The sequence below is a fragment of the Salibacterium sp. K-3 genome (genome assembly GCF_054052005.1).
On the sequence record NZ_JBSVZE010000003.1, the window covers coordinates 171501 to 187796 of the forward strand.

Consider the following 16296-nt stretch of genomic DNA (forward strand, 5'->3'; position numbering starts at 1 on the left):
CCTATCTGGCAAACGCAGCCGGCACCCCGCCGTCCACGGTAACCATGGCACCGGTTGTTTTCAGTGATTTGGATGAAGCAAAAAACGCAACCGCTTCGGCGATATCTTCCGGATAAATGTTAACAAGCAGCGTCGTCCGTTTCCGGTAATGTTCGTCCAGTTCATCCGGGTGAATTCCGTAGGCGGCTGCGCGTTCATTTTTCCACTCCGATGTCCAGATGTTGGAACCCTGCAGTACCGCGTCCGGCAGCACCGTATTAACGCGGATGCCATGCTGTCCGCCTTCTGCTGCTATCGTGCGGGCCAGATGGGCTTCAAGCGCTTTGACCGAACTGTAGGCAGATGCATTTTTGCCGGCGTAGACGGAGTTTTTCGACCCGATAAAGACCATGCTGCCGCCTGTCCCCTGTTCTTTCATTTTTTTGAAAGCTTCTCTGGCGACAAGAAAGTAGCCGGTTCCGAGCACATTCATATTCAGGTTCCACTCATCCAGTGTTGTCTCTTCAAGCGGGCTCGATGTTGCCAGGCCGGCATTATTAACGATAATGTCAATGCCGCCGTAAGCCAGAATGGAAGCTTCATATGCTTTCTGCACGAGATCCTCTTTTGTTACATCCATTTTGACGGCAAGCGCCCTGCCGGCCCCGAATTCCTGATTGAATGCTTCTGCCTTTTCCTGCGCTCCTTCTTCGTTCAGGTCCGCCAGCACAACGTGAGCTCCCTGTTCCAGCATTTCTCTTGCCGACGCACTTCCGATGCCGCCGGCGCCTCCGGTAATGAAAGCCACTTCCCTGGAGAATTCCGCCTCCGGCGGCGCCAGTGATAACTTATACAACTCGAGCGGCCAGTATTCTATGTTATACGACTCGTTTTCATCGAGAGATACAAAGTTTCCAAGCGCCGTGCTGCCTTTCATCACTTCAATCGCGCGGTGGTACAGATCGCCGCTTACGTTCGCCATCTTCAGGTTCTTGCCGGTGTTGATCATGCCTATCCCCGGGATGAGGATAACCCGTGGAGCCGGTTCGAACATTTCATCGCCTTCGTTTTTGTTTCTCTCAAAATACTTTTTATATTCTTCCTTAAAAGTAGCAACACCGTCTTTCATTTTTTCTTTCAGAGCTTCGGTGTCTTCCGCGGAAGGATCCCACGGCACATAAAGCGGTACTCTTTTCGTGTGAACAAGGTGATCCGGGCAGGCCGCTCCCACCTGCGACAGGGATTCGGCGTTCCGGCTGTTTACAAATTCAAGAACATTATCATCATCAGAATAGGTCAGCAGCATTTTTTTGTCATCACTGACCGCTCCGCGCAGCAGGGGCAGAACCTCTGCCAGTACTTCCTCCCGTTTCTCCTTCGCCAGCGCTTCATACTGCTGTCCGCCGAAGTTTTCCTGCTGTTTCATTTTTCCGGACAGATACGCTTGGGCTTCCTGAATGACCTTGATCGTCTGATCGTAGCTTTCTTTCGAGGTCTCCCCCCATGTCACAAGACCGTGTTTTTCCATCAGGACAAGTTCAACATCCGGGTTGTTTTTCACTCCGTCGGCGATCATTTTGGATAATGTGAATCCAGGTCTTACGTAAGGCACCCAGACGAACCTGTTACCGAAAATTTCTTCGGCGATATTCTTTCCGTTATCGGCGCAGCAGATGCTGATAATCGCATCCGGGTGGGTATGATCCACATGGGTGAACGGCAGAAACGCATGAAGAAGGGTTTCAATAGATGAACGCGGATGCTTACTGTCCACCATGCAGTGCCCCAGGTATTCCACCATCTCTTCATCGCTCATCTCATCCCGTTCCATTAACGGGCGGATGTCGTCCATTCTAAGACTCGTAAAATGCCTGCCTCCCATCGTGGCAAGATCCGATCCGCTTCCTTTCACCCACATCACTTCCGTGTCACGGCCGCGGAAATCCTTCTCCGTCGTTTTCACAGATGTGTTGCCGCCCCCGAAATTGGCAACAGAGCGGTCCGATCCAAGCAGATTGGAGCGGTAAACCAGTTCTTCGAGCATCGTTGTCATGTTCGCTGCTTCTGTGTCATTCCATAGATTTTCAGTCATCTTAAACCTCCACTTTTCACATTGTGTGATTCCTTGGTTTCATCTTAACAAATTTGGTTTTATTTTTGAATATATTTATTTTATTTTTTGACAGCGATTACAATAAGAAAAAGGAGGAAGCATTTTTCTTATTCAAAAATTAACAAACATTTGAGCGGAAAAGAAGGAATGCGTTTACCGGAGAGAGAAACAGAAGAGAAACAGAAAAGTACAGATGCAAAAGAGGAGGAGTCGGAATGAAAGCAGTAGTATGCCGTGAACCCGGACAGATGGAATGGACAGAACAGAAAGAACCGGAATGCGGACCGGAAGACGTGCTGGTAGACATCAAAAGGATCGGGATCTGCGGCACCGACCTGCATGCCTACAGCGGAAGCCAACCCTTTTTTAAGTATCCCCGTATTCTCGGACACGAGCTGTCCGGCCGTGTCCTCGCTGCCGGGAAGGAAGTAACAGGAATCGCAGCCGGTGACCGTGTGGCAGTAATCCCTTACACATCCTGCGGCACCTGCCAGGCCTGCAGAAAAGGCAGAACCAATGCCTGTGAACATATCGAAGTGATCGGTGTGCACCGGGACGGCGGAATGACAGAGAAAATCACCGTACCCGCGTCGAATATCGTGAAAACAAATGCATTATCGTTCGAGGAAGCTGCCATTCTGGAACCGCTCAGCATCGGAGCGCATGCTGTGAAACGGGCGGCGGTCACGCCGGAGGATACGGTGCTCGTGATCGGAACCGGTCCTATCGGAATGGGTATTGCAGCCTTCGCCAAACAGAAGGGAAGCCGGGTCATCACGATGGATACGAACGAATTCAGACTTCAGTTCAGTAAAGAATGGGCAGGAGCCGATGACCAGCTCTGCCCCGGCCCGGACACGATCCGGAAGCTGCAGGAACGAAACAACGGGAATCTTCCCTCGATCGTCTTCGACGCCACCGGCAATCAGACGTCCATGATGAATGCCTTTGATTTTACCGCTCACGGCGGCCGCCTTATCTATGCAGGACTCGTCAAAGATTCCATTTCTTTCTTTGATCCTGATTTCCATAAGAAAGAATTGACCCTGCTCGGAAGCCGCAATGCAGATGCCGGAGATTTCGAGTTTGTCAAAACAGCCGTGACAGAAAAAGAGATTGATATCAGCCGTTTCATCACTCATTATATGTCGTTTGAGGACGTGATCGACACGTTCAAAAACGGGTTCGACCCTTCCGGGAACATGATCAAGGCTGTGGTCCGAGTGAATCCGGAAACAGAGGAGCTGGGTACGGATGCATAATCGGCAGATGCTGACCGGGAAAGCGGCACTCATTACCGGTGCGGGTTCCGGTATTGGAAAAGAAACCGCCTTATTAATGGCCGGTGAAGGGGCACGAATCGGAGTGCTGGATATTGACCGGAAGAAAGCAGAAGAAACAAAAAAAGCCGTCGAGTCCCTCGAAAGTAAGGCTGTTGTACTGGAAGCCGATCTGTCCTCAGCAGAAGAAATGAAGCATTCCATTACTGCAATGGAAACGTCGTTCGAACGGCTCGATATTGTCGTTGCAAACGGCGGTATCGCCGGCACCATGGCTCCGATTGAATCGATGGAAGTAAAAGAGTGGGACCAGACGATCGGGACGGATTTGAGAGGAACGTTCTTACCGTGAAGTATGCTGTTCCATTACTGAAAAAACAGGGAGGGGGCAGCGTGATCATCACCAGTTCCGTAAGCGGAAACCGTGTCTTTTCCCAGCCCGGCTTTGCTGCCTACAGTACCGCAAAAGCAGGGCAGTCCGCTTTCATGAAAATGGCAGCCGGAGAACTTGCGCCGTGGAACATCCGCGTCAATGCCATATGTCCGGGAGGCGTCCGGACCGGATTTAAGCAAAGCCTTCACCGTTCTCCCGACTTAACCGGGACAGAGAATGACCGAAACACAGGTGGAAAAACCTTTCCACCCGCGGCACCGGAACAGATAGCCGAGCTCATCTTATTTCTTGCCTCGGACGCTTCGTCTCATATTACCGGTTCAGACATCTACATCGACGGCGGCGTATCCCTCGCCTGACACGCAGAAAGAGGCCGAATCTGTTGAAACAGAGTCGTCCTCTATCATTGTTCGACGGTTCTTTTCTGAATTAATTCGGACGGAGTGTAGCCGGTATATTTTTTGAACAGGCTGGAAAAATAGGCCGGGTTGCCGTATCCGACTTTTTCAGCGATTTCATAAATCAGATAATGCCCTTCCTGGATCATATTATTTGCTTTCTCCATTCTGATGCGTGTCAGGTAATCCTTAAACGATTCCCCGGCAACTTTCTTGAAGATTTTCCCGAGATAGTTCCGCGAGATAAACAGTTCGTTCGATAAATCATGGAGGGTAATATTTTCATGGAGCCTTTCCTGAACAAAAGCTGTCATCTGCTCTACAAGCTGCCGGTGTTTCAGGTTTTCATCCCATTTCTGATGGTGACATATCCCGACAACGATTTCCTTTAGATCGCCTTCCACTCCTTCCCAGGAATTCCGTCGGCACAACATACCATAGATATCAAACTCCGGCGGAAACATATCGCGGATCCGGATGCCGATATCAAACAGCGCATACGTCATCATCGTCCACATTTCGATGCCGAGACGGACAGCTGAGGGTTTGTGAAATGGTTTGTCATACAGGTTTTCAAACAACGCATCAATCACGGCGCAGGCACCTCTTTCATCCGCATAACGAATCGCGCCTGAAAGTTGCTGGTTCCATTCCATAGAGTCCGTCAGCACCGTCAGCTCTCCGGCATGATCCGCCTCTTCTTCGTTTGACTCCGAAAGTAGAAGAGGTTCCGCGCTGTAAGGAAGATGTTCCAACGCTTCCTTTGTCGACATACCAATCTGTCTCCAGTCTGCGACCACCGAACCAAATGTAATCATAACGTCAAGGTGAAGGTAGAACCGAAGGCTTTCTTTCAGTTCATGTTTCAATGCCCGGCGTCTCTCCTCCTTAACGAGAGAACCTTTTGGCACATGTACGAATAATGCGGACTGGTGTGTATGACATTCAATAAACTGAAAATCCGAAAACCACGACCGGGCCGTTTCCTTCATGACATTACCGGCAGCAAAACGAAACAAATACCAGTCCTTCTGAAAAAGACGGGAATGTTCCAGCTGTTCCGTATATGTGAGAAGGAGAATAAAGTGGTCCTGATGCTCCCACTTATCCAACATAGGACGGACAGTTTCCGGCTCATCTTTCACCATGTTGGTTCCCGTAACGAGGGATTTCATCCATTCCTTTTCGATGACCGGTTCATACAATTGAACTTTTTTCCGGAGCTCCATAAATTCCAGCTGTTCCATCGTCCGTTCTTCCAGCTGATTCACGACTTTCTTCAACACCTCTTCAATCGTGGCCCTGGAAGCTGGTTTGGACAGGTAATCATCGATGTCAAGGCGCATCGCCTTCCGGGCGTATTCAAAATCACTGTACCCGCTCAATATGATGACACGCCCCTTAAAACCTTCATTCCTCAGTTCTTCCACCATATCCAGCCCATTTTTTACCGGCATGTACACATCCGTGATAACAAGGTCTGGGTTCACTTCTCGTATCCGTTCCAGTCCCTGTTCCCCGTTCTTCGCGGCACCGCTCCATTCACAATGCAGCGTCTCCCACGGAATAATCTTTTTCATTCCGCTGAGTACGCTTTCATCATCGTCAATGATTACGACCTTCCACATGTCCGCTTCTCTCCCTTTCCCTTTCAAGATAGTACTCATCGCTTTGTTCAAAAAAAGACGTATCCTGAATTTTTGGTATCGTAATGATGGCGGAGGCCCCGCCCTGTTCATTATTTTGAAGACGAACCCGGGCTTTTTCGCCAAAGTAGAGATACAGCCGTTCCTGCACATTTTTCATCCCGTATCCGCCTGCATTAATAGTGGATGTGGGAGACGTTTCCAAAAGTCCTGGACCGTTATCTTTTATTTCAAATACAAGGCTCTCGTGCGCTTCCGACACTGTCAGCTCAATGAAACCATACTCCATCTCAGGGAGTCCGTGGATCACGGCATTTTCCACAAATGGTTGTAATGTCAGCTTTGGAATGTAATAAGGCGCCGCCTCTACGTTTATCTTTATGTCATAGGAGAGAGCATCTTCCATTTTGATTTTCTGAAGCTCCAGGTAACTGTACACATAATCAAGCTCCTGCTGAACGGATATAATGCTGTCCCCTTTTGACAAGCCGATCCGAAGCATCCGGCCGAGAAGTTCCATCATTCTGCTCATATCGTCATCCCCGCGCTCAAGCGCTCTCCAGTTCAACTGGTCCAGTGTGTTATAAAGAAAATGGGGATTGATATTAGCCTGAAGAGCCCGTATCTCCGCCTTGCGCTGCCGTTTGTTTTTATTGATTAAAGACTGATACAGCATATCACTACGGTGCATCAACTGACGGTATCCCTGAAACAACTGTCCGAATTCATTTCGGTAATCATCCGGAAGCTCTGCCGGTATACTCTTCAATGGATATTGATTCAGGACTTTTGTTAAATACAAAATCGGATCCGTGAATCTTCTCGTCAGATATAACGTAGCAAAAAAAGCGGCAATAATGGAGACGGCTCCAATCAAGGCCAGCCATCCCGTAAGCTCGCGGCTCCCCTCCGTCAGTTCCTCCATCGGCGTCACTTCTATTAACGTCCAGTCCGCAGAAGGAACCGCCGCCGAGACGACCAGATGATCATTCCGGCGCGCGGCTGTGTCACTCAGACCGCTCTCTTCCTGAAACCGTAGAGCCGTTCTTTTGATGTATTCCCTCGTCGTTTCAGGTATCGACAGGGAAGTCGTACGGGATAAAATCGATGTCTCTCCGTCCATTAACAGCAGCCGGGAGCGGTCACTCCGCCGCTGCATCCATTCCTGAATATACGAGATGCTGATATTCAGCACTAATACCGCCTGCAGCTCTCCACGGGCTGAGTATACGTTCCGTCCGTAACTGATCACTTCTTCGTTATCAAAATTAAACGACAGCTGTACTTCCCTTTCCCCCAGCCAGGCTGAACTGGTATCCCGTAATTTTGTGCCCCAGTCGTCCTGCAGGTCCGGCAAGGGATGATAACGAACGGGGTGGGGACCGTTTACCGGCGGATTATTCATATAGATGGAAACAGAATGAAGCCCAGGCACACTATAGGTAATATTCGAGAAATCAAGATTCATGGAGGAACGTAGACGCCTTTGCTGGTAAGGATCACTTTCTCTGCCCTGGAGCAGATTCTGAAACGCATTCTGACGTGACATACCGATCGATGTTTCGTGATAATTCTTCAGTTCGCTGCTTAAATCCTCGCCCAGCAGCTTTAGTTTTTCTTCCTGATGGGCCATCGTGGTCGTAATGTTCTCCCTTGCCGATAACTGGTAGGTAACATACATGATAATAAGCAGCAGAACGGTGACAAACACGAAAAAACTTATGAAAAAGATATGGCGTATCTTGTGTTTTTTAAACAGTTTCATCGCGTCAGCTCCACTTCATCCACAGCCTGATTTACGCAGAGGCGGACGAAATACCCGTCTTCATAAATAGTTTCAGGCTCATGTACATCACCACAGCCGCCGGCAGGCTTGCCCCATAGAAAACCATCACGCCGGGAAGCATCATAAATAGAAGAAATATCAATCCAACCGACACCATCACCATAAACATGGCGGGAAAATTCGCCAGCCCAATGAGCAGCGAATAACGGATCGAATCTTTAATAGAAAGGTTAAGATGGGAACGGACCGGAAAAAGGAGCAGGGCGGTCAGCAAAAACAGGGAAGCCGTTCCAAATAGAACCAGCCTCGGCACAATAGATACACCCATGTCAGCCATCGACCAGCCGCTGATCATAAGCAGCGCCCCTCCCCAAAGCAGCAGAAATCCTACAATATTCGCCTGAAAAAATTCCTCTTGATACGTGTTCTTGAACTCCCTGAATATCAGGCGTGTCTCCTGATCTGCCAGTCCCCCCTTTAAAAAAGCGCCCCGAAGGACCGAGAAAGCGGCAGCTGTGGCAGGCGCCCAGCCGAAAAGACCGAGCCCCGCCGCTGTAAACAAGAGCCAGAACATATTGATCACGGCCAGGCGGGCCAGCCATTCGCAGATTGAAAAGGCGCCGTTTCCCAAACGTTGGATCATCGTTTTTCTCCTTTATCTTTATTTGATGCCTGTCGTCGAAATTCCTTCTACAAGATAACGCTGAAAAAACAAAAAGAGAATGAACTGCGGCAATAAAGATAAGGACGACATCGCCAGAAGCGGCCCCCATGACGTTCCCGCTTCCGCATCCATGAAATTTCTCAGACCGAGCGATACGGTTTGAATTTCAACGCTGTTCAGATAGATAAGCGGTGTTAAAAAATCATCCCAGGACCACATAAAGGCAAAGATCGCCACCGTAACAAGTGCCGGCTTCAACAACGGAAGAACAATTCTCCAGAACACACCGAACCGGGAACAGCCGTCAATGATCGCTGCTTCATCCAGTTCACGCGGTATGCCGCGGATAAACTGAATGAGCAGAAAAATGAAAAACGGAGTGCCTCCAAGAAAATGTGGAACAATCAATGGATAAAACGTGTTCACCCAGTTCAGCTGCTCGAATAGAAGGTACTGAGGAACAAGAATAATCTGAATGGGAAGCAGTACCGTCGAAATCAGGCAGGCAAACAAGATTTTACGAAACCGGAAACGAATCCGGGCAAAACCGTAAGCTACAATACTGCAGGAAAGCAGCGACCCGATCACGACACTGCTTGTAATAAAGAGCGAATTCCGGAAAAACACATCAAACCCCACTCCGCCGAAACCGTCCCATCCTTCCGGATAGTTCAACCAGTCCCAATCAAGCGGGATAAGAGATGCAGCATTAGAAAACACTTCTGTCTCGGGTTTCAGCGATGTGCCGAACATCCACAAAATGGGATACAGCATGAGAAAACTAAAAGCAGTAACAAATATATAATAAACCGTATCGGAAAGCGTTAACCGCCGGTTCATCTTTCTCCCCCTTCCTTCTTAATTATAATGGACCCATAAATTCGAAGATTTAAAGATCAACAGAGTGAAAGCCCCGATGATAACCAGTAAAATCCAGGCCATCGCAGAAGCATAACCCATATTCAAAAACTCAAACGCCACCTCATAAAGATAGACAGCATAGAACAGCGTGGAGTCCCTCGGTCCGCCGCCTGTAACGAGGAAGGCTTGGGTGAACGTCATAAAACCGTTAATCGTCTCCATCACTAAATTGAAAAAAATGATCGGTGTCAGCATCGGAATGGTTACTTTCATGAATTTGCGAATCATCCCTGCTCCGTCGACGCTGGCTGCTTCATATAAATCCTGCGGTATCTGGCGCAGTCCTGCCAGAAATATAATCATCGGCGCACCGAACTGCCACACGATTAAAATAACCAGAATGGACATCGCGGCTGTCGAGTTCCCGAAAAAGCTGATGCTGTTCAGACCCCAGGCTTCCAGAATCGTATTGACTGCCCCGTCCCGGCCGAACATCTGACGCCATACAACAGAGATTGCAACACTTCCACCTATGATGGACGGCACATAGTAAATGGTCGTAAACAATCCGGAACCTTTCCGCCCCGTATTAAACAAAAGAGCCAGAAACAGGGAAAAGGCGAGTTTCAGCGGGATCGCGATCACAACGAAGGTAAACGTCGCCTGCAGAGACTGAATAAACCTTGGATCATTCGTGAACAGTTCTACATAATTGGAAATGCCCGCCCATTCAGGCGCACTTAACATATCGTAGTCCGTAAAAGATAAAATGAAAGAATAAATCATGGGACCGATAATTAAGCCAAAAAAGCCGATCAACCAAGGGGAAATCATGGCATACCCCGTCCATGATTCCTTCCTGTTTCTTTTCTTCCTTTCTTTTTCTACAAATTCGGGAGTGATCTTCCCGTCTGCCAGTGCTTCATTGCTTTTCATAGTCACCTCTCCTATAGGGCTTCTTTATGAAGAAAAAGAGAAGGCAGACCCGCTGTTTTGAGCCCGCCTTAAGCTGAAACCATCCGTCTCGGAAGTTATTGATTTAAAATCTGTTCTGCTTCCTGAACAAAGCTGTCCACACCTTCTTCGATGGTCATCTCATCATATTTCACACTTTCAAGCATGCGGTCAAATGCCGCTCTGACTTCCGCTTCACCAGGCGGCGGAAGCGGTTCAGGATCACCGGCTCTCTCTTCGAGCACTTCGAGAAACTCAAATGTCTCCTGTACCGTTGGATCAACCTGCTCAGCCAGGTTCTCCCTCACGCCCGCGGCAATAGGGACTCCGCGTTCCGCGCGAAGAATTTCATTCGCCTCCTGATTGTTCGTAATAAAATTGATCAAGGTGGCAGCCGCTTCCTGTTTTGCTTCACTGACATTACTTGATATCATAAACGACATGCTCGGACGCACCCAGTTTCCTGATTTTTCTCCGTCAGCCGCGGTTGGCATAACATTCAGGCCCAGATCCGCCTCAGCGAGCGTCTGAACTCCAACCAGCCCGTTGCTGGCGGCACTTGCCATCGCTGCTTCTTCGTTGGCAACCATGGACTCCCCGCTCTCATTGACCTCCGCCGTTACATCATAAGGGGTCGCCATCCCCTCATCAATCCATGTCGTCACGGTCGTCAGATAGTTTTCCAGCACCTCCTTTTCAAAACCGACTCCGGTTCCGCCTTCGTTATAGAAGTGCTGGTCAAACTGCCGGACATAGTGGAAAAACGTTTCGTAATCCGCTTTCACAAAATCGTATCCCCAGAAATTCTCCCCTTCTTCTTCCAGTACACCGGACATTTCCTCTTCCAGCTCTTCATACGTGTAACCGGGTTCGAGTTGGATATCATATTCTTCAAACAAGTCCTGATTATAAATGGTGGCCAGACCGTTGGAACCGGCAGAAATCGCGTACGTGCTGCCGTCTACCACCAGCATATCCTGGTATACGTCGCTGACATCTTCCATATCAATGGTTCCTTCATCAATAAGACCGTTAAGATCAAGGGCGAGGTCACTGGAAATGTATTCTGTTAACTTGGAGTTATCCATCTGCACCAATGCAGGCAGGTTATCTCCGGCTGCCTGCGTCGTCAGCCGTTCCCAGTAACTGTCCCACCCGGTATACTCCGGTTCAACAGAAATATCAGGGTGTTCTTCTTCAAATAATTCAATCATTTCCTGCGTCAAGTCATGACGTTCATCATTGCCCCACCAGGAAAAACGAATGGTTGTCTGTCCTTCTCCACCCGACTCTCCGCCGTCTGTTCCGGCTTCACTGCTCTCCTCCGGTCCTCCTGGACTACAGCCGGCCGCGAGCAGAATCAAAAATGAAACAACAACCCACTTTTTCCATTTCTTCAAAAACAGACCCTCCCCTTTTTTTGTAAGTGCTTACATTACTATTGTAATCGGTTTAAGAGCATAAATATATATAACAAATGTTAACTATATTTTGAAAAGTAACACATTTTGTTTACTTTTTATTTTTGCTTTTGTTTTTGGTTCAGTGAACGCAGAACCAGAACATCTTCGGCCTGAACCGTTACTACATTTCCGGCTTCGATACCGGTCAACAGATCGACATAGGTCTGATTCCTGTCGAGCACAATGCGTGCAGGCTTCGGATTATGATTGACCATGATAAGGTGCTCTTCTTCTCGAGAACGGCGTGTGACTATTTCAACGTCAGAAGGAGCGGACGCAGGCGGCTGCACGTCTTTTTCCCGGGCCAGCTGGATCAAGAGGTCGTCGATGAATGCCTGCTCCGGCTGCGTACCTACATACACTGCTTTTCCTTTCCCGTATTGATTGACAGTGACAGCCGGTCTTTCCTGATACCAGTCCCCGGTAAAAGAGGCATAGGCTTCTGCTGTTTCCAGATGGATCACGTCGCTCCAGGTGGAGCAGACATAATGCTCCGTATTCCTCGCGATTTGGTTCGTTTCTGCATCAGCCATAGGGACAAACTCTTCTACGTACATCCCGAGAACATGCCGGAGAGGTTCCGGGTAATGGCCCGGATGAATACGGTCATTTTCATCCACAATCCCGCTGAAAAAGCTGACGATAAGCGTCCCGCCGTCTACCGTGTACTGTTCGAGATTCCTCTCTTCCCCGTCTTTTATCATATAGAGCATCGGCGCTGCCACCAGATCATAACCGGACAGATCATCGCCCGGACGGACAAAATCGACTGCGATATTGTTTTTATAAAACGTATGGTAATAGGCTTTCACCTGTTCGAGATAAGATAGCTTATTATGTGGTTTTCCTTCAAGCTCCACCGCCCACCAGTTCTCCCAGTCAAAGATAATGGCAGCTGCAGCCGGCACCTCTGTCCCGGTCAGCGAATCCAGTTTCTCCAGCTCCCGGCCGAGCTGCTGTACTTCCCGGTACACCCTGCTTTGTTCGTCACCGGAATGCGGCACCATCGCACCGTGGAATTTTTCAGCTCCTGCCCTGCTCTGCCTCCATTGAAAAAACATGATTCCATCGCTGCCCCGTGCGATGGCTCCATAGCTCCACAACCTCATCCGCCCTGGCTTTTTCGGCACATTAATATCCCGCCAGTTCACGTGGCTCGTCACCTGTTCCATCACGAAAAACGGCTGCCCGCTTTTCAGGCTCCGCATCAGATCATGCTGCATCGCATGCGCTTCCGGAGTGCCTTCACGGGGGTCCGGATAGGTATCCCACGTGACGACATCCAGCTCCGGAGCCCAGGAAAAATAGTCAAGCGGCTTGAATTCAAACATAAAATTCGTAAACACCGGAACGTCCGGCGTGATGTCACGGAGAATCGTTTTTTCCAGTTTGTAAAGCTCAAACAGGGAATCATTCATGAACCGTTTGTAATCCAATTGCTGACCGGGATTGGGAAACGTCGGTGTATTATTCAGAAAGGTAATTTCTTCAAACGAATTGTAGCGCTGACTCCAGAAATTTGTGCCCCACTTCTCATTTAACGTATCAATCGATTCATACCGCCGGCGCAGCCACTTGCGGAACGCCTGAAGAGAATTATCACTGAAGCACTCAGACACATGGCATCCGTATTCGTTATTGATATGCCACATTTTCAGGGCAGGGTGGTCTTTATAACGCTCGGCCAGCTTTGTGACCAGCTTCTTCACCGCTTGGCAGTAGACCGGGCTGTTCGGGGAGTAGTGCTGCCTGGAGCCGAAGGAATATGGAACTCCATGGTGATCCACAGCCAGGGTTTCAGGATATTTTTGCGAAAGCCAGGCCGGAGGGGAAGCGGTCGCTGTTGCCAGACATACTCCTACATGGTGTTCGTGCAGTATATCCAGTACTTTATCCAGCCATGTAAAATCAAACTCATCTTCTTCTCTTTCCAGCACCGCCCAGCTGAAAATCCCGACCGACACCAGGTTGACTCCGGCTTTTTTCATTAACTTTGCATCTTCATACCAGACCGCTTCCTCCCACTGTTCCGGGTTGTAATCGCCGCCATAAGCTATCGAAGGAAGAATGTTAGAAATCGCTTTCAACATTTCCACTCCTTTTCTTTTATAGGTGCCTTGAGATTCTTATAGTCTACCATGCTTTTGTATATGTTGGAATACCTTTATTTTTCTTCCATAATTTTTATGCATTTTAGAAAAAAGAGGTGTTCTCGTCTTGTTTGGCGAATCCGTAAGTGCGTATACCTTTATTCCACAGGAGGACATGTCATGAATTGGAACACGAAAGACCGCCTCGTTCTTATCGGGGATAGCATCACCGAAAACGGCAGATTGGAAGACCCGGAACAGATCGGAAACGGATATGTCAGGCTGATTCACGATTATCTTTTAACCCGGCATCCTTCTCTGCAGCTTGATATCCATAATAAAGGCATCGGAGGGAATCGGGTCACCGATCTCGCGGAGCGTTGGGAACAGGATGTTGTGGCTCTGCAGCCGGAGTGGCTCAGCATCTCCATCGGTATCAATGACGTGTGGAGACAGCTCGACCGGCCGGAGATCGAACAAATCTATCCGGAACGATTCGAAGAAACATACCATCAGTTGCTTCAACAGACGAAATCCCATACAAAAGCCAGCTTGATTCTGATGGAACCAACAATTATTGATGAAGATCCGTTGTCCGACGGAAACAGGCTGCTTCAGCCTTATGTCGAAGCGGCACGACGTCTGGCGGCAGAACACAATGCGCTTCTGGTTTCAACACACGATGCTTTTCTCCATTATTTGCACTCCGGGACCAAAACGGCATTGACGACAGATGGCGTGCATATGAATACAAAAGGCGATATGCTGATGGCATCCACCTGGCTTCAGCGTTTGTATGAATCCCGGTAAGGCTTAAAAAGCCGGTAATTGGAACACATCCTTTTACCGGCTTTTTCCTATTTACCCCAGCACGCCAAGCGCTTTTGGCAGCCATAGGCTGATTTCAGGAATGAAGGTAACGAGCAGCAGCGCAATAACGAGTGGAATATAGAAAATAACAAGCGGTTTTACAATTTTTTCAATACTCACTCCGCTGACGCTGCTGCCGATAAACAGCACCGTGCCGATCGGCGGTGTCGTCACCCCGATGGCCAGACCCATTGTCATAATCATACCGAAATGGACCGGATCCACACCGAGTTCCGTTGCCACCGGAAACAGGATCGGCGTGAACACGAGCAGCGCCGGCGCCACATCCATAAAGATCCCCACGAACAGCAGCAGAAACGCAATTATAAGTAAAATAACGTAATAGTTTTCAGAGATTCCAAGCAGAGCATTCGTCAAAGTCTGTGGAATCTGAGCATAAGTCATGATCCAGGACATAGCGGTGGAAGCACCGACCAGCAGCAGGATCATGCCGGAAAATGCGACCGTTTCTTTCATGATTTTTGGTATATCCGCCCATGCCAGTTCACGGTAGATCATACTTAATACAAGAGCGTACAATACAGCGACCGCTGCACCTTCTGTAGCGGTGAAAACACCAGCGGCGATCCCGCCGATAACCACCACGATCAGGAGTAGACTCGGGATGGCTTCCAAAACAATTTTCACCGCTTCACTCATGGACGTGCCGCCGCTCACCGGATAGTTGTTACGCTTGGCAATGATGTAGGCAACAATCAAGACGAGCAGCGCCATCAAAATTCCCGGCACATACCCCGCTATAAACAACGCTCCGATGGACGTGCCGCCGCTGAGAAGAGAGTAGATAATCGGAATGCCGCTTGGCGGAATAATCTGTCCGGTCGGTGCGGACGCGATATTCACAGCCGCTGCATACGCCGGATCATATCCTTCTTTTTTCTGCTGTGGGGCCATAATTTTTCCCATCGTCGCTGCCGATGCAATCGAAGACCCGGAGATCGAACCGAAAAGCATATTTCCGATCACATTCGTATGGGCAAGCGAACCGGACATTCTTCCGCCGACGAGCTTGGCCAGATTGATCAGCCGCTGGGCGATACCGCCGTTATTCATAATACTTCCTGCGAGCATGAAGAACACAAGTGCCACCAGCACAAAACTGTCGATACCGGTTATAATCTGCTGCGATGTGACAAGCAGGGAGGAATCCATCGGCAGCAGAAGCAGTCCGGCCGTAAAGGTCGCCACCGTGATACTGACTGATATCGGTACGCCTACAAACAGCAGAATAAAAAATACACCGAATAATGCAATCGTTGTCAAAATCGTCATGCTCATGTCTGCTCCTTCCCTTCCGCGCTGTTTCTACCCAATACATTGATTACCTGGTAAATCATAATAAAGATCCCTGAAATCGGAAGTATACTGTACACTGCTCCCATAGAGATCCCCATAATCGGAGAAACTTCACTTAATGTGGCACTGACGACGATACTTCCGCCGATCACCAATACGAACAGTGCAAATAGCAGCACAATGGCATCGATTGCCATCCTCAGACGCATATATGCTTTTCCTTCAAATTTTTCCCTGATAAAGTCGAGCGACAAATGTTCATCACTGCCGAATCCATACGCTGCCCCCAGCATCGCGATCCATATAAGGGAAAAGCGAGCCACTTCTTCTGTCACTACGCTTGGATTTCCAAGAACAAAACGGGTGAATACCTGCCACAGCGCAGCCAATGTCAAAAATACAAGCAGGATACTGGCTGCCGTTAATAAAAATGTGTCGAGAGCTTTCTTGGTTTTCTGCATCGTTACGTCTCCTCCTTCCA

12 protein-coding genes and 1 pseudogene are annotated in these 16296 nt (G+C 48.9%); 3 read left to right on the forward strand and 10 right to left on the reverse strand.

Going from position 1 to position 16296, the window contains the following annotated elements:
• Window position 1: 1 nt before the first annotated feature.
• Entirely contained in the window at window positions 2-2101 is a 2100-nt protein-coding gene (locus ACW9JV_RS16465) for a bifunctional aldolase/short-chain dehydrogenase (protein WP_457337231.1), read from the reverse strand.
• Between the two features lie 206 nt (window positions 2102-2307).
• Between ACW9JV_RS16465 and ACW9JV_RS16470 the strand changes: the two genes are divergently transcribed.
• Both ACW9JV_RS16470 and ACW9JV_RS16475 read left to right on the forward strand, forming a co-directional pair.
• Window positions 2308-3354, forward strand: a complete 1047-nt coding sequence (locus tag ACW9JV_RS16470; protein WP_457336419.1) for a zinc-binding alcohol dehydrogenase family protein — start codon at window positions 2308-2310, stop codon at window positions 3352-3354.
• Window positions 3347-4125: pseudogene (locus ACW9JV_RS16475) on the forward strand (SDR family oxidoreductase). Before ACW9JV_RS16470 ends, ACW9JV_RS16475 begins: the two are co-directional and overlap by 8 nt.
• A 44-nt stretch (window positions 4126-4169) precedes the next feature.
• Here ACW9JV_RS16475 and ACW9JV_RS16480 read toward each other — a convergent pair.
• From ACW9JV_RS16480 to ACW9JV_RS16510, 7 genes are all read right to left on the reverse strand, one after another.
• Window positions 4170-5792, reverse strand: coding sequence for a response regulator transcription factor (locus ACW9JV_RS16480; protein WP_457336421.1), 1623 nt, complete (start codon window positions 5790-5792; stop codon window positions 4170-4172).
• Window positions 5770-7575: a sensor histidine kinase gene (locus ACW9JV_RS16485; RefSeq protein ID WP_457336423.1), complete on the reverse strand. Its 1806-nt coding sequence runs from the start codon at window positions 7573-7575 to the stop codon at window positions 5770-5772. Before ACW9JV_RS16485 ends, ACW9JV_RS16480 begins: the two co-directional genes overlap by 23 nt.
• 31 nt (window positions 7576-7606) lie before the next feature.
• Window positions 7607-8239: a YesL family protein gene (locus tag ACW9JV_RS16490; RefSeq protein ID WP_457336425.1), complete on the reverse strand. Its 633-nt coding sequence runs from the start codon at window positions 8237-8239 to the stop codon at window positions 7607-7609.
• Window positions 8240-8257: 18 nt separating this feature from the next.
• Window positions 8258-9100 carry a carbohydrate ABC transporter permease gene (locus tag ACW9JV_RS16495; RefSeq protein ID WP_457336427.1) on the reverse strand — a complete coding sequence of 281 codons (843 nt, stop codon included), beginning with the start codon at window positions 9098-9100 and terminating at the stop codon, window positions 8258-8260.
• A gap of 18 nt (window positions 9101-9118) precedes the next feature.
• Window positions 9119-10057, reverse strand: coding sequence for a carbohydrate ABC transporter permease (locus ACW9JV_RS16500; RefSeq protein WP_457336428.1), 939 nt, complete (start codon window positions 10055-10057; stop codon window positions 9119-9121).
• Window positions 10058-10152: 95 nt separating this feature from the next.
• Entirely contained in the window at window positions 10153-11475 is a 1323-nt protein-coding gene (locus ACW9JV_RS16505) for an ABC transporter substrate-binding protein (protein ID WP_457336430.1), read from the reverse strand.
• A gap of 119 nt (window positions 11476-11594) precedes the next feature.
• A complete protein-coding gene (locus tag ACW9JV_RS16510) occupies window positions 11595-13628 on the reverse strand; it encodes a beta-galactosidase (protein WP_457336432.1) in 2034 nt (677 codons plus the stop codon).
• Window positions 13629-13808: 180 nt separating this feature from the next.
• Between ACW9JV_RS16510 and ACW9JV_RS16515 the strand changes: the two genes are divergently transcribed.
• Window positions 13809-14438, forward strand: coding sequence for an SGNH/GDSL hydrolase family protein (locus ACW9JV_RS16515; protein WP_457336434.1), 630 nt, complete (start codon window positions 13809-13811; stop codon window positions 14436-14438).
• Window positions 14439-14489: 51 nt separating this feature from the next.
• On the opposite strand, the gene ACW9JV_RS16520 is transcribed toward ACW9JV_RS16515, so the two are convergent.
• Both ACW9JV_RS16520 and ACW9JV_RS16525 read right to left on the reverse strand, forming a co-directional pair.
• Window positions 14490-15797, reverse strand: coding sequence for a TRAP transporter large permease (locus ACW9JV_RS16520; RefSeq protein WP_457336436.1), 1308 nt, complete (start codon window positions 15795-15797; stop codon window positions 14490-14492).
• Window positions 15794-16276: a TRAP transporter small permease gene (locus tag ACW9JV_RS16525; RefSeq protein ID WP_457336438.1), complete on the reverse strand. Its 483-nt coding sequence runs from the start codon at window positions 16274-16276 to the stop codon at window positions 15794-15796. The genes ACW9JV_RS16520 and ACW9JV_RS16525 overlap by 4 nt, the downstream gene beginning before the upstream one ends.
• Window positions 16277-16296 lie beyond the last annotated feature (20 nt).